This is a genomic window from Huaxiibacter chinensis (assembly GCF_022171985.1).
In the GTDB taxonomy this organism is placed as follows: domain Bacteria; phylum Pseudomonadota; class Gammaproteobacteria; order Enterobacterales; family Enterobacteriaceae; genus Enterobacter; species Enterobacter chinensis_A.
This window is the reverse complement of sequence record NZ_JAJVHF010000001.1, coordinates 631560-649065: the sequence shown is the minus strand read 5'-3', so window position 1 is coordinate 649065 and position 17506 is coordinate 631560. Positions and strand designations below refer to the sequence as shown.

Annotated in this window: 16 protein-coding genes; 4 read left to right on the top strand and 12 right to left on the bottom strand. The window is 54.9% G+C overall.

What is annotated here, in order from left to right:
* Positions 1 to 180: 180 nt before the first annotated feature.
* Positions 181 to 1575, top strand: coding sequence for an ATP-dependent RNA helicase RhlE (gene rhlE, locus LZP96_RS03155; RefSeq protein ID WP_064325416.1), 1395 nt, complete (start codon positions 181 to 183; stop codon positions 1573 to 1575).
* 105 nt (positions 1576 to 1680) lie between these two features.
* On the top strand, positions 1681 to 3858 hold the full coding sequence (dinG, locus tag LZP96_RS03150; RefSeq protein ID WP_064325417.1) for an ATP-dependent DNA helicase DinG: 2178 nt from the start codon (positions 1681 to 1683) through the stop codon (positions 3856 to 3858).
* Here the strand turns inward: dinG and LZP96_RS03145 are convergent.
* The 5 genes from LZP96_RS03145 to LZP96_RS03125 all read right to left on the bottom strand — a co-directional run bounded on the left by LZP96_RS03145 (position 3845) and on the right by LZP96_RS03125 (position 9189).
* Positions 3845 to 4348 carry a fimbrial protein gene (locus LZP96_RS03145; RefSeq protein ID WP_064328089.1) on the bottom strand — a complete coding sequence of 168 codons (504 nt, stop codon included), beginning with the start codon at positions 4346 to 4348 and terminating at the stop codon, positions 3845 to 3847. The genes dinG and LZP96_RS03145 overlap by 14 nt on opposite strands.
* Before the next feature lie 5 nt (positions 4349 to 4353).
* A complete protein-coding gene (locus LZP96_RS03140; protein ID WP_064325418.1) occupies positions 4354 to 5343 on the bottom strand; it encodes a fimbrial protein in 990 nt (329 codons plus the stop codon).
* Positions 5344 to 5365: 22 nt separating this feature from the next.
* On the bottom strand, positions 5366 to 7906 hold the full coding sequence (locus LZP96_RS03135) for a fimbria/pilus outer membrane usher protein (protein WP_082904918.1): 2541 nt from the start codon (positions 7904 to 7906) through the stop codon (positions 5366 to 5368).
* Between the two features lie 4 nt (positions 7907 to 7910).
* On the bottom strand, positions 7911 to 8585 hold the full coding sequence (locus LZP96_RS03130) for a fimbrial biogenesis chaperone (RefSeq protein WP_064325419.1): 675 nt from the start codon (positions 8583 to 8585) through the stop codon (positions 7911 to 7913).
* Positions 8586 to 8652: 67 nt separating this feature from the next.
* Complete coding sequence (locus LZP96_RS03125; protein ID WP_064325420.1) at positions 8653 to 9189, bottom strand: fimbrial protein; 537 nt, start codon at positions 9187 to 9189, stop codon at positions 8653 to 8655.
* A 252-nt stretch (positions 9190 to 9441) separates the two neighbouring features.
* On the opposite strand from LZP96_RS03125, the gene ybiB reads away from it, so the two are divergent.
* Positions 9442 to 10404 (top strand): DNA-binding protein YbiB, encoded by a 963-nt coding sequence (gene ybiB, locus LZP96_RS03120; RefSeq protein WP_064325421.1) that lies wholly within the window; start codon positions 9442 to 9444, stop codon positions 10402 to 10404.
* 117 nt (positions 10405 to 10521) lie between these two features.
* Here the strand turns inward: ybiB and ybiJ are convergent, their stop codons facing one another.
* The 3 genes from ybiJ to mcbA form a co-directional block, all read right to left on the bottom strand.
* The gene (ybiJ, locus tag LZP96_RS03115) at positions 10522 to 10782 is read right to left on the bottom strand and encodes a DUF1471 family protein YbiJ (RefSeq protein ID WP_064325422.1); all 261 of its coding nucleotides are present in this window, start codon (positions 10780 to 10782) and stop codon (positions 10522 to 10524) included.
* A 285-nt stretch (positions 10783 to 11067) separates the two neighbouring features.
* A complete protein-coding gene (locus LZP96_RS03110; protein ID WP_064325423.1) occupies positions 11068 to 11334 on the bottom strand; it encodes a DksA/TraR family C4-type zinc finger protein in 267 nt (88 codons plus the stop codon).
* A gap of 109 nt (positions 11335 to 11443) precedes the next feature.
* Positions 11444 to 11707, bottom strand: a complete 264-nt coding sequence (gene mcbA / locus LZP96_RS03105) for a DUF1471 family periplasmic protein McbA (protein WP_064325424.1) — start codon at positions 11705 to 11707, stop codon at positions 11444 to 11446.
* A gap of 242 nt (positions 11708 to 11949) precedes the next feature.
* Between mcbA and rlmF the strand changes: the two genes are divergently transcribed.
* Positions 11950 to 12861 (top strand): 23S rRNA (adenine(1618)-N(6))-methyltransferase RlmF, encoded by a 912-nt coding sequence (gene rlmF, locus LZP96_RS03100; protein ID WP_064325426.1) that lies wholly within the window; start codon positions 11950 to 11952, stop codon positions 12859 to 12861.
* Positions 12862 to 12906: 45 nt separating this feature from the next.
* Here rlmF and ybiO read toward each other — a convergent pair whose 3' ends face one another.
* The 4 genes from ybiO to glnH all read right to left on the bottom strand — a co-directional run bounded on the left by ybiO (position 12907) and on the right by glnH (position 17503).
* Positions 12907 to 15126, bottom strand: coding sequence for a mechanosensitive channel protein (gene ybiO, locus LZP96_RS03095; RefSeq protein WP_064325427.1), 2220 nt, complete (start codon positions 15124 to 15126; stop codon positions 12907 to 12909).
* A gap of 138 nt (positions 15127 to 15264) precedes the next feature.
* The gene (gene glnQ, locus LZP96_RS03090; RefSeq protein WP_064325428.1) at positions 15265 to 15987 is read right to left on the bottom strand and encodes a glutamine ABC transporter ATP-binding protein GlnQ; all 723 of its coding nucleotides are present in this window, start codon (positions 15985 to 15987) and stop codon (positions 15265 to 15267) included.
* Positions 15984 to 16643, bottom strand: coding sequence for a glutamine ABC transporter permease GlnP (gene glnP, locus LZP96_RS03085; RefSeq protein ID WP_064325429.1), 660 nt, complete (start codon positions 16641 to 16643; stop codon positions 15984 to 15986). Before glnP ends, glnQ begins: the two co-directional genes overlap by 4 nt.
* Positions 16644 to 16759: 116 nt before the next feature.
* Positions 16760 to 17503 (bottom strand): glutamine ABC transporter substrate-binding protein GlnH, encoded by a 744-nt coding sequence (gene glnH / locus LZP96_RS03080; RefSeq protein ID WP_064325430.1) that lies wholly within the window; start codon positions 17501 to 17503, stop codon positions 16760 to 16762.
* Positions 17504 to 17506 lie beyond the last annotated feature (3 nt).

The following is a 17506-nucleotide window of genomic DNA, read 5'->3' as shown; positions in this document are numbered from 1 at the left end:
GCGGCTCACTTCCTGACGGGAAAATATTTTGGCGAAAGCACCTGACGGGATATTTTATGCGCCACGTCACAAAATCTGCTACACTCGGCAGCTTCGTGACATTGTGGTTTTTGTCCTACTCTTTTCGTCTTATCTCCCTGAAAACTACACCTGTGACGGTCGGGGCGGTTCGGAGTTTTTATGTCTTTTGATACCCTTGGCCTGAACCCGGAAATTCTGCGCGCCGTCGCAGAGCAGGGCTACCTCGAGCCTACCCCTATTCAGCAGCAGGCGATCCCTGCGGTGCTGGAAGGCCGTGACCTGATGGCGAGTGCTCAGACCGGCACCGGTAAAACCGCAGGCTTCACCTTGCCGCTCCTTCAGCGTCTGGTGCAGAAAGAGCCGCATGCGAAAGGTCGCCGCCCGGTGCGCGCCCTGATCCTGACGCCTACCCGCGAACTGGCCGCCCAGATTGGCGAAAACGTGCGTGAATACAGCCGTTACCTTGATATCCGTTCGCTGGTGGTGTTTGGCGGCGTGAGCATTAATCCGCAAATGATGAAACTGCGCAGCGGCGTCGACGTCTTAGTCGCCACGCCAGGCCGTTTGCTGGATCTGGAACACCAGAATGCCGTCAAGCTGGACCAGGTTGAGATCTTAGTGCTGGATGAAGCAGACCGCATGCTCGATATGGGCTTTATCCATGACATTCGTCGCGTGCTGGCAAAACTGCCTGCACGCCGCCAGAACCTGCTGTTCTCCGCGACCTTCTCAGATGAGATCAAAGGTCTGGCAGAGAAGCTGCTCCACAACCCGCTGGAAATCGAAGTCGCGCGTCGTAACACCGCCTCTGAGCAGGTCACGCAGCACGTGCACTTCGTGGATAAGAAACGCAAGCGGGAACTGCTGTCCCAGATGATCGGTGAAGGAAACTGGCAACAGGTGCTGGTCTTTACCCGTACCAAACACGGCGCGAACCATCTGGCGGAACAGCTGAACAAAGACGGTATTCGCAGCGCCGCTATCCACGGTAACAAGAGCCAGGGTGCGCGTACTCGCGCCTTAGCCGACTTTAAATCCGGCGACATTCGTGTGCTGGTGGCGACCGATATCGCCGCCCGAGGTCTGGATATTGAAGAGCTGCCGCACGTGGTGAACTATGAGTTGCCTAACGTGCCGGAAGATTACGTTCACCGTATCGGCCGTACTGGTCGTGCTGCGGCGACGGGTGAAGCCCTGTCGCTGGTGTGCGTTGATGAACACAAACTGTTGCACGACATTGAGCGTCTGCTGAAGAAAGAGATCCCGCGCATTGCGCTTGCGGGTTACGAAGTGGACCAGTCTATCAAAGCCGATCCTATCCAGAACGGCCGTCAGCAGCGTGGCGGCGGTGGTGGTCGTGGACAAGGCGCCGGTGGCCGTGGCCAGCAACCCCGTCGTACCGACGGCGGCGCGCCTAAAACATCGGGCAAACCTCCGCGTCGTACGGGCGAGGCGAAACCCGCCGGGGAAAACCCATGGCGCAGCGGTGATGCCAAACCCGCAGGTGAAGGCCAACGCCGACGCCGTCCGCGTAAACCTGCCAGCGCGCAGTAATGCAGTAATCTGGAAGCCCGGCCGTAAAGCCGGGTTTTTCTTTTTGCGGCAAAGAAAATTAAGTGCCACAATAGTGGCTGTTTATACAGTATTTCAGGTTCCCCGATGGCTTTAACCGCTGCGCTCAAAGCGCAAATTGCCGCCTGGTATAAGGCGCTGCAACAACAGATCCCCGACTTTATCCCCCGCGCGCCCCAACGGCAGATGATTGCCGATGTGGCGAAAACGCTGGCCGGGGATGAAGGGCGGCATCTGGCGATTGAAGCCCCCACCGGCGTCGGGAAAACCCTCTCGTATCTGATACCCGGCATTGCGATTGCCCGCGAAGAACAAAAAACGCTGGTTATCAGCACCGCTAACGTGGCGCTCCAGGATCAGATCTACAGTAAAGATTTACCGCTGCTACGCAAAATCATCCCTGAACTGCGGTTTACCGCGGCCTTTGGCCGTGGGCGTTATGTCTGCCCGCGTAACCTGGCCGGTCTTGCCAGCAGCGAGGCGACGCAGCAGGATCTGCTCGCGTTTCTTGATGACGATCTTACGCCAAACAACAAAGCGGAGCAGGAGCTGTGCGCCACACTGAAGGTGGACCTCGACGGCTACAAATGGGATGGTCTGCGCGATCATACCGATAAGCCGATCGGTGACGATTTGTGGCGGCGTCTGAGTACCGATAAAGCCAGCTGCCTGAACCGTAATTGTCACTACTATCGTGAATGCCCTTTCTTCGTCGCCCGACGGGAGATACAGGAAGCCGAAGTGGTGGTGGCGAATCACGCCCTGGTGATGGCGGCGCTGGAGAGCGAATCGGTCCTGCCAGAGCCTAAAAATTTATTGCTGGTGCTGGATGAGGGACATCACCTCCCGGACGTGGCGCGGGATGCGCTGGAAATGAGCGCGGAGATCACCGCGCCCTGGTTTCGTCTGCAGCTCGATCTCTTTTGCAAACTCATTGCCACCTGCATGGAGCAGTTTCGGCCCAAAACGACACCGCCGCTGGCCGTGCCGGAACGCCTTAGCGAGCATTGCGAAGAAGTCTATGCGCTCGTTGCCTCTCTTAACGCCATCCTCGATCTCTATCTGCCCCCGACGCAGGAGGCAGAACACCGCTTTGCGATGGGAGAGCTGCCGGATGAGATCATGGACATCTGCAAGCAGCTGGCAAAGCATCTCGAAAAGCTGCGCGGCCTGGCGGAGATGTTTCTCAACGACCTGAGCGAAAAAACCGGCACCCACGATGTGGTGCGCGTGCATCGGGTGTTGCTGCAAATGAACCGCGCCTTAAGCATGTTTGAAAGCCAGAGCAAACTCTGGCGGCTCGCTTCTCTGGCCCAGGCCTCCGGCGCGCCGGTGACCAAATGGGCGACACGGGACGTAAAAGACGGTCAGGTTCATCTTTTCTTCCACTGCGTGGGCATCCGCGTCAGCGATCAGCTTGAAAAACTGATCTGGCGCAGCGTGCCGCACGTGGTGGTGACCTCGGCGACGCTTCGCTCGCTGAACAGTTTCTCCCGTTTGCAGGAGATGAGCGGCCTGAAAGAGAAGGCGGGTGACCGCTTCGTTTCGCTGGACTCACCGTTCAATCACTGTGAACAGGGGAAACTGGTGATCCCCAACATGCAGCACGAGCCGCTGATGGAGCATGAAGAACAGCACATTGCGGAGATGGCTGCCTATTTCCGTGAGCAGGTCGAGAGCAAAAAACATTCCGGCATGCTGGTCCTCTTCGCCAGCGGTCGCGCGATGCAGCTGTTTTTAACCTATGTCACGGATTTGCGACTGTTACTGCTGGTTCAGGGAGATCAACCCCGTTACCGGCTGGTGGAGACGCACCGCAAGCGCATTGATAACGGTGAACGTAGCGTGCTGGTGGGGCTGCAATCCTTTGCGGAAGGCCTGGATTTGAAAGGGGATTACCTGACCCAGGTCCATATTCACAAAATAGCTTTCCCGCCTATCGACAGCCCGGTAGTGGTCACCGAAGGGGAGTGGCTGAAGAGCCTGAATCGTTACCCGTTCGAGGTGCAAAGCCTGCCTGCGGCTTCGTTTAATCTGATTCAACAGGTCGGGCGCCTGATTCGTAGCCACGGCTGCTGGGGCGAAGTGGTTATTTACGACAAACGACTACTGACCAAAAATTACGGCCAACGCTTACTCAATGCGTTACCGGTGTTCCCGATAGAAAGACCGGACGTGCCGGCGGTAAAAAAACGCCCGGCAACGGTAACCGCCGGGCGTAAAAAAAGCGTCCATGCTAAGAGGCGCGGTCCTACTGGTAAGTAAATGTCACTTGCACCACGCTGCTGAATGTCCCGGCGCTGATGGGCATTGAGGTGGCGTAATAGCGGGCCGAGAGCGGGAAGGTGGCCGTATGATCGTTCTGGTTCACCAGCACGTTGAAGCTGGCCTGCGGGGCGATAAGAATATTGTCCTGACGATCGGCAAGCTCCAGCGCCAGGCCCTTCGCGCTGCCGGTATTGGCAAATTTGGTCGGGTGCGCGCTGTCTGCCTGGCCATAAAAGAACGCATTCGCCAGCGTGACGGTGCGCGGACAATGCGTCACCGTCAGGGAAAAGGTCTTCCACTCCCCGGTATCCCCCACATCTTTGAACTGACTGGACGCCGCCTGGCCCAAATCGACGGTGAGGTTTTTGCTGGCGCTGTCGACGATGCAGGTATTGGCGTAGATATTGCCGGTCATCTGCACCTGGATATCATCGGCATACGCCTGCGATATCAGACTCAGGGCTACGCATAAAAACAGTTTTTTCATGGCGATCACTTGTAGGCAAGGGTAATGGTGGCGACGGTATTCGCCGGTCCCGGGGTAACTTCGTCGCTAATTTGCTCGTATCGCACCTCAAAGGGGATATCCAGCGTCTCGTTGGCCTCGGCCTGGCGTTGGGTGGGAACATAGTTATCGAAGGTGGCGATATTGCCGTCAAACAGCATTCTTACGCCCACGCCAGTTGCCATGCCGGTTTGCGGCGTGAGCTTAATGACCCCTTCAAACGCGGGTTCGTAACCATTGGCGCTGCTGATCTTAACCTCGGGTTGGACGGTGGTGTTGCAGTTGACGGTGACGTTAAAATCCTGCGCCGTCGAAGAGAGCATCCCAACGCCGATAAAATCACTGACCGGGAAGTCCCCCAGATTAACCGTCAGGTTTCGGGGTAAAACGGAGCAGGTAACGATTTGCACATCAACGTTACCGGCGTAGGAGATATTGTTCGGTGACCCGATCCCTTCATGGGCAAAGACGCCAATCCCAAACTCGGTCTGGGCCTGAATCAGGGTGCCGGATTTAACCTCATTACTGGTTTTCACCAGCTCCAGCGTGACGTTAAAGTTAAACGATAACTGCCCGTCGCTGGAGACATAGCCAATCGGTGTGCCGCGCGAATCGCACTGAACCCCACCCGCACCGCTGATCCGCTGGCCTTGCTCGTTCATCAGCGCCACGCCCACGCCCGGCACGCCAGAGTCATAGACCCCTTTCAGTCCCGGAATTTCAGACCCTGTTCCGTAATAGCAGGAGACGATCATCAGGCCATTGTCGTTGCTGTCATCGCAGTGACCGGCCACATGAACGGTCTGTTCCGTTCCCGGGATCGTGCTGCCCACGGCCAGCGTGGTCGGCACGGAAATGGAGGCAACGTTAATCAGTTTAGGCATATCGGGCGTGGTGCATGTCGCTTTTGCATGCGGCATAAAGAGCGCCGCCGTGCCCAGAACCAGTAAGAAAACAGCGTGTTTGATCATTTGCATCATGATGAGCCTGTACGTGGAATTAATGACACTGCGCCGCAGCGTTAATAATGTTTGTTTTGCTTTTCTCATCCGTTAGCCTGTATTCAGCGATACAGTGATTGCCGGCCCCCTGGCCCCACGAGACGGCGAGCGTGCCGTGCTGTGGTAAACCTGAAAGGTAGGTCTGGCCGTCACTGCCGACGATAAATTCGCTGTCCTTATCGTCGGTGGTTACCGTGGCCCCAAAGGGTAAAGGCTTCCCGTTTTGCGTGAGCGTCATTAAGACTCTGTTGCCCACGCGGGTGTTGAAGCTGGCGCGCACCACTGCCCCCCGCGTCGGGGTGACGATCTGCGCGGCGTGGGTGACGTCGGCATCGTCCGGCAGTGTTTCGGTATCCAGCGCAATCGTATTGTGGCGATAGGCGGAGACGAACGGCACCACGGTGTAGCCGCGGAAATCGGTTTCGACCCCGGTCTGGCTGGTAATGTGTGTGCCGTGCGTGCCCGGCGCTTTCACCAGGGCGATGGTTTCACCCAGCGGCTGTGACAGGGTGATGCCATTGGCATGGGCTACAATGCCCCCCTGCAGACCGACGTTGAGGGTATGCTGATACTTATCCTGACTGACGCCCGCGCTGGCCTCACCGTAGGTACCTTTGTAATCGGCGTTCAGGCTGGTGGAGTTGCCGGTGCCGGTATTGCTCAACCCTTCCTGAATGTTCCAGTTCAGGTTCTCCTCCCTGAGAGCAGTGCCGTTAAGACCCATGTTGTGCGTCGTGCCCTCTTTGGTGTTGTTCATGTTGTACGTCGCCCAGGTGTTATGCATCCAGCGATCGAGCGGAACGGAGACGCTCAGCGCAAACTGGTTGTCGTTCGAAACGGATTCACCGTCATCGTTACTGTCCTGGGTATTTTTGTTCATGCTATAACTCAGGCTGTAGCTGACGCCGTGCCAGTTATTGTTATAACTGACGCTCAGGGAGGTCATGTTCTGGCTCTGACTCCAGTACGTCTCTTTCACCAGGCTCAAGGTGAACGAGCCCCAGCCGTCGCCCAGCGTCTGATCAACGGTGGCTTCCGTGCGTGCGCGGCGCTGCTGTGGCGCCGACCAGTCACTGGCGCGGGTGTAAGACTCCATCGTGTCTTCCAGGGTGTAGAAGCCTTTGCTGTTGTAGCGATAGCCCGCCAGCGAGAAATTGGTTCCTGTTCTGGCGAAATCTTTGCTGTAACGCACCCGCCAGGACTGGCCTTTACTGGCCTGTTGCTTTTTCAGCAGCGCCTTCGCGCGGGTTACGTCGATGGAAAAGGCGCCCAAATCGCCAAAGTTTTTCCCGGTGCCCAGCGCCTGTGACTGATAATGGCTGCTTTGTTGCACCCCGCCGTAGGCGGTAAAACCGTAAGGCAAGCCGTAGATGGCGCTGCCCTGCGCAAAGGGGGTTTTCTCTACGTCTTTGTCGTACGAGCGATAACGACCCGCCGTCACGGTGTATTTCAGATGCTTTTCACGTTGCAGTACGGGAACCGAGGCGTAAGGCACCACAAAATGGCGTTCGCTGCCGTCGGTCTCTTTGACGGTGACCTGTAAATCGCCGCTGCTGCCGGTGGGGTAAAGGTCGTTAATTTCGAAGGCACCGGGCGCGACGTTATTTTGATAAATCACATAGCCATTCTGGCGAACCACCACCAGCGCGTTGCTGTGCGCGGTGCCGCGAATAATCGGCGCGTAGCCTTTTTCACTGTCCGGCAGCATGTCGCTGTCGGAATTCAGCTGTGCCCCGGTGTAAGGCACGCTGTCGAAAACGTCCGCAGGGGAGCTGCTTTGCCCCACGGTCAAATCGCTTTTCATCGCCACGATATCGCGCTGGGCATAGGTATAAACCGAGGAGAATTTCTGTTGCTCCTCATCGCCGGTGGTGCTGCGATTCCAGGTGGAGTAGTTGCGAACCCGCCATGCGCCAATATTGAAGCCGGGCCGCAGGTTGACGTACTGGCTGCTGTTGTCCTGGTAACCCGCCTGACGCGCATGGCTTTGGCTGGCGGTCGCGCTGTAGTTAAGCAAGCCGGCCGTGATCCCCTCGTCGAACGCCTTTGGGTCAATGTAGCCACGGGGGACCTGGCCTAAAAAGGTTTGCGGGATGCTCAGAAGGAGTTGCTGGTTACTCACCTTAAAGGTGGCGGAGGCCGCCGGTATGTTGCTGAGATCAACGCATTGCCCCTCACCTTGCTGACGGGTCAACGTATCCGTTTTAATGCCCAGGCTTTTTAAATCGGCCAGGCTAAAACAGGGCTGTAATGCGCTTTGTCCGTCACGCTGTTTTTTCAGAATAAAGGTGACGTCGCGGGAATCAATTTTATTATTATTAATAAAAAGGGTGACCTGATATTTCCCAGGGGCCTGCCCGGGGCCTCTTTCATACACCGTGAGATCGGTTTTCGCCTGTTGGGGATTATCCACATCCAGCAGCGCCGGATTAAAATAATCATCAGCCCTGGCTTGTGCAGAAAAGCACGCCGCGGCCAGGCTCAGAAAAATAGCCAGCAGCGCGAACAGTCGCAGAATAAAGGGCTTTTGATTATACATAGTCTTAATGAACGCTTTTGGTCCAGGTCTGGCTGATGCTGCCGTAGTCGCTAATGACTGACCAGCTCACCTGTGTACCGCCCGTATGGGCAGGCAGCGCAAAATGAGTGTCGGTTTTAGGCACTGCCCAGGTTGCTTTCGCTATTTTGTGTCCATTCAGCGTGACGTTCTGGAAATTCATATAAAACGGCGTGGGGTTATTGACGACCAGATCGTTTCCGTCAATACGCCATTCCAGCTTATCGCCCTGCTCATCGGGTTTACCTGTAACCGTTTCAGGGCGATACATTAATTTAATGCGCGTGTTAATCGCGATTTGCAGGGTATTAACACCCTCTACGTGTTTGGACGAGGGAATCGCCTTAATATTCAGCCAGAACAGCGATTCGCGATCTTCTGGCAGATGTCCGCCGGTACGCACCACGCGCAGGACGTTATCTTGTTTTGAATCCAGACGGAATAACGGTGGGGTAATCAGAAAGGGCGCTTTTTGAAATTGCTTACCGCCCGCATCGACCCAGGATTGCACCAGGTAATCGGTGTCGTCCGGGTTTGAAATACCGATAGATGACTCTTTTTTTCCTCCCTGATAGACGAGACGCGTACCATTAATGATAACGCCCGCATGGGCTGTGGCGGCTACCAGTAAAAGTGTGCTCAGTAAATAACCGTGTCGCATAAATATTTCTCAACATAAGAAGAGATATTCCCTCTGTGACAGAGGGAATATCTCATGATTGATAATATCAGTTGTAAATAACGGTGAATGTGGAAACGGAATTCGCCAGGCCGGCAGTGACTGCGGCCTCAGTCTGGATATAGCGGGCACCAAATTCCAGGTCATTGACCGTACTTCCGGCAGTTAAAGGATACTGCTGGGAAGGGGTATACAAGCTGACGGGGTGTTGGGCTGAATCAAGCAGCTGGATGGCAACGCCTGTTGCTGCCTCTGCGTCCGGCGTTAAGGCCAGCGTGGTATTATTGTTGGCATCGGGAGTGCCGCCGAAATTAATCGCCGCTGAGGTGACCGTTTCCGGGCAATCTTTTAATTCAATATCGAATTTGGTCATGGTGCTGGTGGAGCCGGCACCGGTAAAGACGGTTTTCGAAATCTTACCCAACGGGACATTTAGCGGATTCCCTAAGCCATTAACCACCTGACAGGCTGAATCAATGATTTCGCCCGTGAAGTTAATTTGGCCCTCGCCATTTGTTGCCGCAAACGCAGATGCAGAACATCCGACCGTTGCCGCGATGAAAAACCCTAACGCAACCTTGTTCATAATGAATCCTGCTTATTTCTCCTGAAAAACCCTGCCCGGGTTCGACGTATCGCACGCCACTCTTTGTCGGTTGTTATTTAATCAGAATGCGTTGGGTTAAGAATCTTCTGCAGGCATTAGAATTAATTGAATTATCGCTTGAGCTTTTTGTTCTGTTGCGATAACAGGCACCCGTCAGGCGATGACAAAAAACTATCGGCCAGCACTTCTTCAGGGCTATATTGTTAATAAGATGTCTTCAGGAGAAATGTCGTGGATTATCGCAAAATTATCAAAGAGGTAGGGCGCGGGAAGAATCATGCGCGCGATCTGGACCAGGAAACGGCACGGGCCTTATACAGCCATATGCTGAACGGCGATGTCCCTGAACTGGAGATGGGCGGCATCCTGATTGCGCTGCGCATCAAAGGGGAAGGGGAAGCAGAAATGCGCGGCTTCTATGAGGCCATGCAGGCGAAGACTATGCGTCTCACACCGCCTGAAGGCCGCCCTATGCCGATCGTCATCCCCACCTATAACGGGGCGCGTAAGCAGGCCAACCTGACCCCGCTGCTGGCGTTATTACTCAGCAAGCTGGGTTTTCCGGTGGTGGTCCATGGGGTGAGCGCGGATCCGACGCGCGTGCTGACCGGGACCATCTTCGAGCTGCTGGGAATTGCGCCCACGCTGCATGAAGGGCAGGCGCAGGCAAAACTGGACGGCGACCGTCCCGTCTTTATTCCGGTGGGGGCGCTCTGCCCGCCGCTGGAAAATCAGCTGGACATGCGCTGGCGAATGGGCGTGCGTAACAGCGCCCACACCCTGGCGAAGCTGGCGACGCCGTTTGGCGAAGCGTCTGCTCTGCGGCTTTCCAGCGTTTCGCATCCGGAGTATGTCACGCGTGTCGCGGCCTTCTTTGCCGAAATTGGCGGCAAAGGGCTGTTGATGCACGGCACGGAGGGGGAGGCATACGCTAACCCGCAGCGTTGTCCGCAGATGACGCTGATTGACGAACAGGGGACGCGTGTGTTGCTGGAACGCGGTGAAGAGAGCGTTGATATCGCCCTGCCAGAGGCGAAAGATGCAGAAACCACGGCTCGCTGGATCGCGCGCTGCCTGGCGGGAAATGAACCCATTCCGCACTCCTTAAAGCAGCAACTGGCCTGTTGTCTGGTGGCGACCGGTGAGGCGGCGTCCCTGGACGCGGCGCTTGCGCGCATTGCACAGACATTTTAGGCAAAAAAAAGCCCGTCCAGTGGCGGACGGGCAAACAAAGGGTAATAACAACAGGGTCAATGAGGGTGGAGCCACTCGCAGAGGGTCACGCGAGCGTGGAGCAGAATTTCGTTTGGGTTATTTATAGATAACCGCAGTACCACTCAGTTTGTTATTGGTGTTCGCAGAGGTAATGGTGTAACCGCTTGCGCCAGCAGCAGACGCTTTCTCAGCCAGCTGGGCTTCCAGACCATCCAGCGTCGTTGCACCTTCTGCGCTTACCACACCGATTTTGTTCATGTTATGTGCCTGAGCTGAAGTCACAGACTGTGCCGCAAAAGCACCGAAAGAGAGCGTGGTCAGAGCAAGGGCAGCAACAGCATATTTGATGGTTTTCATAGTGAATCTCTCGCAGGTTATTCTGTTAAGGGGACGATGTTCCGTCGATGTGATAAGTATCACGTTTTTTTGCGAAAGATAAAATCGAATAGAATTGACGTCGTTACTCAAAAAAATTGAATGATAAATAAGTTATTGAATATTAATAAAATCGAAGCGGCGCTTTACAGTTCTTGCCGCTTCGCTTTACAGAACCTGCTGACAGGGCACAATTTGCTACGCGGCATATAAAAAAACGTGAGCGTAAAGTAATCCCTTTTCACAGGGTAAAAAGGTAAAGAAGAGTCAGCGCAACTGGCTATCCTTAGATCCTCTGCGATTATATCCTGCATATTTCGTATTATGTGAATCTTTATTCTGCTGGCACGCCAGGCATAGCCGCACGCCCGGTACGGCCTTACGCCGGGCTTCGGGAATGGGTTCGCCACATTCTTCACATTCTGTCAGGCTTTCGCCTGTCGATAATTCGCCTCTTACGCGCGCAACAGCATCTTCAATCGTACTGTTGATCTGTTCATTTACCGCGTCGTCATTTGCCCATCCGGATGCCATGGTGCCTCCTACAAGGAAGTGATAGGTTAGAATAGATATGGGGTCAGAAAACGTACTGTCAAGTCAGGGGGAGCACTGCACCTGAAGACAGATGCAGTTGAGTGGAGGGTTATTTATAGATGGTGGCCGTCCCGAACATACGGTTTTCACCGCTTGCCGAATTCACCACAAACCCTTTTGCGCCTTCTTCCCGCGCTTTTTCCGCCAGTTTGGCCTGAAGGTCGTCAAGATTCGCCGCGCCAGTGGCAGAGACCGTACCGGCAGGGCGGAGCTGGCCGGTGTCCGTGCTTTGCGTTAATGACTGAACAGACCATGCAGAGAAGGAGAGGGTTGCCAGCGCGCCAGCAGCAATGAGCGTCAGATATTTTTTCATAATCACATTCCTCTGAGAGACAACGGGTGATTCAACCTAAGTTTAGAAGGTTGCGCAGTGTGATTTAGCGCAAATATTTGATGATGATCTGCTTATTTTTTGAACGACATTCTTTGACAAAGTGCTGACAGATCATAGATATACAGGTGACTGATTTCTGTAAGAATAAGGTGCGCTGAAGAGAGTTATTTACCGTCGCGCCGTCAGAGGGTATCTTACGCCGCTGTTTAAAGGAGAAAGCCATGACTGCCCAAAAGCCGGGATTGCACCCGCGTAACCGCCACCGCAGCCGCTATGACATGAATGCGTTGTGTCAAAGTCACCCCGAACTGCAACACTATATTGTGCAAACCCCTGCGGGCGAGCCTTCGGTCAATTTTGCCGATCCCCTGGCAGTCAAAGCGCTGAACAAAGCGCTTCTGGCCCATTTTTACGGTGTCGCGCAGTGGGACATTCCGGACGGTTTTCTCTGTCCCCCGGTGCCTGGGCGCGCCGACTATGTTCACCACCTTGCTGATCTGTTAGCAGAAGATCGCGAAGGCGTGCTGCCTGAGAACGCGACCGTGCTGGATATTGGTACCGGTGCCAACCTGATCTATCCGCTGATTGGGGTAGCCGAATACGGCTGGCGCTTCACCGGAAGTGAAATTGGTTCAGAAGCCTTCTCAAGCGCTCAGGCGATTATCAACGGTAATGCCGGATTGACCCGCGCCATTCGCTTGCGCAGGCAAAAAGAGGCCTCTGCGATCTTTACCGGCGTTATCCATAAAAACGAATTTTACGATGCCACCATGTGTAATCCTCCGTTCCACGATTCGGCAGACGCTGCACGGGCAGGGAGCGAGCGCAAGCGACGCAACCTGGGTCAGGCGGAAGATGGCGCGCTGAACTTTGGCGGCCAGCAGCACGAGCTATGGTGCGAGGGCGGCGAAGTGGCGTTCATTGAAAAAATGATCGAAGAGAGCCCCCAGTTTGGTCGTCAGGTGAAGTGGTTCACTACGCTGGTTTCCCGCGGTGATAACCTGCCGCCGCTGTACCGGGCGTTAACGCGCGTGGGCGCGGTAAAAGTTGTCAAAAAAGAGATGGCGCAGGGGCAAAAGCAGAGCCGCTTTATTGGCTGGACCTTTATGGACGACGCCAAACGGCGTAAATGACCGACGGCCGGGTCAGGCATCCTGCTTGCCCGGCACGAGAATTCCCTACAGCGTCGGCTCCTCTGGAGTTGGCGGCGTGCCTGACGCAGGCGCAGGCAAAAGCTGATACGTTTGTACCGGCGCACGCACGTCGGCGAGATCAAAGTGTTTTTTCACCATGCTGTCGAGGGCAAACCGCACCGTCCACTGTTTAAGCGGCTGGGTGGTGAACGACACGCGCAGGGTAAAAGCGGTGTTCGTCAGCCCCACAATGCCCGCAAACGACGGTTCGCCAATCACCAGCCCCCGGATATCCTCCATCTCCATCAGCTCCTCCACGGCGGCTCTTAGCGCCTGTTTCGCTTTCTCTGCATCCTCATGACGGTCGACATCGTAGTTTGCTACCACCGAGCCGATGCCTCGAACAAAGTTCGCGAAGGTGGTGATCGAGGACCAGGGAATAATGTGATACGCGCCGGTATCCTGGCGCACGCCAACGGATCGAATCGACATACGCTCAACCGTGCCGGTTAACGGCCCAATGGTCACCAGGTCGCCCGTGTTCATCCCGTTCTCGAACTGAATAAAGACGCCGGTAATAATATCCTTCACCAGCGTTTGCGACCCGAATGAAATGGCCAGCCCCAACGCGCCCGCCCCGGCGAGCAGAGGCGCAATATTCACCCCAATTTCAGACAGCAGGATCATAATCGTGATGGTGCTGATAATCACCGCAAGGGCGTTGCGGCACAGGGTTAGCAGCGTTCGCGCACGGGCGCTGGGCAAAGGTCGCCCATGGACATCGGATACCAGTCTGTTTTCAATCAGGCTGGCAAGCAGAGTCCAGCCGATGGCGGAGAAGAACAGAATCAGCGCAATACGAATCAGGACATCCACCGTTTTCTCGCCTGCACCGTTGTGCAGCCAGTTCCAGAAATCAAATAATCCCCACGCATTCAGCAGCAGCATAATAGCCACACACACCGTCAGAATACGGGCGACCTTCAGCGAGACGGAGATCCAGCCATTCACCCGCTTTTGTAGCTCCGGGTAATTACGCTGAACGTGTGGGGAAAGGGTGATGGTTTTCGAGAGCCAGCGTGACAGCAAACCGGAGACAAACGCCGCGATGCCGATGATGGCCAGACTGCGGAAGGTGGCGCCCATCATAAACTTCAGGCTGTTGCCCGGATCGAACAGCGAAAAGAAGCAGAGCACAATGAAGTAGGCGCTCGCCAGCCAGTGCCACACCAGGGCAAAGGCGCGGATAAACAGGCTAAAGAAGGTGAGCGAGCGGTCAGCAAGATGCAGCAGGCTTTCGGTGATCGCTCTTTTATTATGGAAAATGAGGTACAAGGCCCAGACGGTAATACAGATCATAATCAGCACGTTGGCCAGGGCGCCAATCTGCACGTTGACCTGATTTGAGATAATCGGCACGGCGACCATAAGACCATAGCCGATGAGACCGCTGAGAATACTCAGGCGTACGGCCCAGTATTTAGCGCTCTCATCCTGAATCGTGAAGGGGCGAAGATCCGGCACGCGTGGGCAGAATATCAACCGTAGCAGCGCCTTAAAGAACTCAATCAACGCAAAGGCATTAAGGAACAGCCCTTGCTGGAAGGCGATCGTTTTGCTTCCGGTATGAAGAGTTTCGATCAGCACCTGGCCGACAAACAGGGTCAGCGCCAGAAGCAGTAAATCAATAACAAACGCGGCGGAAATCATCAGCGGCAGATGCAGCCAGCTGCTTTTCTCGCGATTCTTCTTCCGTCCCCAGCGGCCCATTTTAAGGTAGAGCGGCCATGCGCACAGGCGTAACAGCCAGTAAAGGGTAAATACGCTGGCTGCCAGAATAAGAAAGTGGCTGGCGGCGTTAGAGAAGGTTTGAGGATTGAAGGCTTTGTGCGGGGAGCCGATCAGGTTGCGGTAGAGCTGGGCAAACCGAGAGGAGAGAGCCTCTCCGTAGTGGCGGCCCACGTCGGTGATGTTTTCCAGCACCGTTTTTTGATCTTCCACTTCCGGTGGGGTGATAACCGGCACCTGCTCCTTAGGCGGCGTGTCGGCCACTTTACGAAGCTGTTCGATCAGCTCCTGACGCGACGTGTCGTTTTCCAGTACGTCTGCCAGCGCACGGTAGGCGGCTTTTTTCTGTTCAACGTCGGGTTCAGGAGGCGGTGCCTTTTCCTGAGATGCTGACGCGCCGGTTGTGACGCCGGGAATCGTTACCGCCTGCGCCGGAGCGCAAAAGAGACAGAACAGGAACACTAGGATCCACGGCACGGCGTCCTCCGGTGACATTAAAATACTGAATAAAATGATAAGTATAGAAGGCGGGGGAGGAATGTATTTTTTTGGGAGGAATCTGGCGTAAAAAAAGCCGGGTTGCTTGCGCGTCCCGGCTCATGAACGTTATGGCTTTCAGGAGACGTGCTGCAGAAACTCCTGCAAACGCGGGCTAGGCGGGTTCGCAATCAGTTCCTGTGGGTTGCCGTCTTCGGCAATACGCCCTTTATCGATGAAAATCAGCCGCGATGCCACTTTCTCGGCGAAGCCAATCTCGTGCGTCACAATGACCATGGTCATCCCTTCTTCCGCCAGGTCCTGCATGACTTTCAATACTTCATGGCGTAATTCAGGATCCAGCGCAGAGGTTGGCTCATCAAACAGCATCATTTTAGGTTTTACCGCCAGCGCACGGGCAATCGCCACGCGCTGCTGCTGTCCACCGGAAAGCTCAGAAGGGTAGTGGTGCGCACGCTCGGCCAGACCGACCTTCGCCAGCAGATCTTTTGCCAGTTTTTCGGCTTCCGCTTTGCTGGCGCCGCGCACGCGCAGCGGTCCAAACATCACGTTTTCCAGCGCCGTCAGGTGCGGGAAGAGATAAAACTGCTGGAACACCATGCCCGCTTCCTGACGAATCAGGCGGTCATCGACTTTCGGGTCGTTAACTTTTAACCCGTCAACGATCAAATCGCCGCTGGTGATATCTTCCAGCTTGTTGATGCAGCGCAGCAGGGTGGATTTACCGGAGCCAGACGGCCCGATGATCACCACCACTTCACCCTGTTTGATGTTTAAATCGATATTGTGCAGCACCTGGGTAGGACCAAAGTGCTTGGAGACATTTTTAAATTCAATCACAGGATTTTCATCCTTCTTTCCAGACGACGCAGAACAAAGCTCAGCAGCAGCGTGATAATCAGATAGACCACCGCAACGGCACTCCAGATTTCCAGTGCGCGGAAGTTACCGGCAATGATCTCCTGTCCCTGACGGGTCAGCTCAGCCACGCCGATCACGATAAACAGAGAGGTATCTTTAATGCTGATAATCCACTGGTTGCCCAGCGGCGGGAGCATACGACGCAACGCCAGCGGCAAAATCACGTGGCGGATCGTTTCGCGACGAGACAGACCCAGCGCTAAACCTGCTTCGCTGAAGCCTTTATGAATCGATAACACGGCACCACGGGTGATCTCCGCAATGTAGGCGCCAGAGTTAATCATAATGGTCACTACCGCCGCGCTAAAGGGATCAATGCGCAGGTCATTGAAGGCCATCGGCAGGGCGAAGTAGATAAACATGACCTGTACGACAATAGGCGTACCGCGGATCACTTCGATGAAAACCAGTGCGATGTGGTTAGCAATCCAGCCACCGTAGCTGCGGGCGAAACCGGCGATAAGACCGATAACTAACCCGCCAGCCAGACCGAGGACCGAAATCCACAGGGTCATTTTGGCGCCTTCAAGCAAGAGTGGAATGGCAGGCCAGATGGCGCTCCAGTCAAACTGCATGATAATTTCCTGTATACCGTGGTGAAAACAACACTGAGTCACCGCATCGATGACTCAAAAGTAGGCCCGGCCAGCGTATCCGCCGCCGGGCGTTACAAACCTGCAATCAGGCTGAATTATTTAGGTTCGGTACCGAACCATTTTTTGTAGATTTCGTTGTAAGTGCCGTTCTCTTTCAGGGTTTTCAGCGCACCGTTCACTTTATTACGCAGCTCGTCGCTGCCTTTCGGGAAGGCGATACCGTATTGTTGTGCTTCCAGAGACTCACCCACGGCTTTAAACTTGCCGCTGCCTGCCGTTTTGATGAAGTAAAGAATGTTCGGGGTATCGTGCAGAACCGCGTCAGCGCGGTTTGTACCCAGTTCCATATAGGCATTATCGATATTCGGGAACTGACGCAGGTCTTTGGTTTTGATGTTGGCTTTCGCGTAGTCAACAGAACCGGTTCCGCTCTTCACGGCGACCACTTTGCCGTCGAGGTCTTTCACGCTTTTAACGTCGTTGTTGTCCGCTTTCACCATCACCAGCAGGCCGCTTTTGTAGTAGCCGTCAGAGAAGTCGATCGCTTTTTTACGTTCTTCGGTGATCGTGATCCCTGCCAGTGCCAGGTCAATGTTTTTCGTTTGCAGAGCCGGGATGATGCCGCTGAAATCCATTGGTTTCAGGGTGTAATCCAGCTTCAGTTCTTTGGCGACCGCTGCCCACAAATCCACGTCAAAACCAACGTATTTGTCACCTTGCTTAAATTCAAACGGAACGAAAGCAGTATCCGTTGCGACAACGAGTTTGTCCGCGGCGTGTGAAGAAACCGCAAAAGCCAGGGTAAGTGCAGCCAGTGAAACTTTTAATACAGACTTCATAGC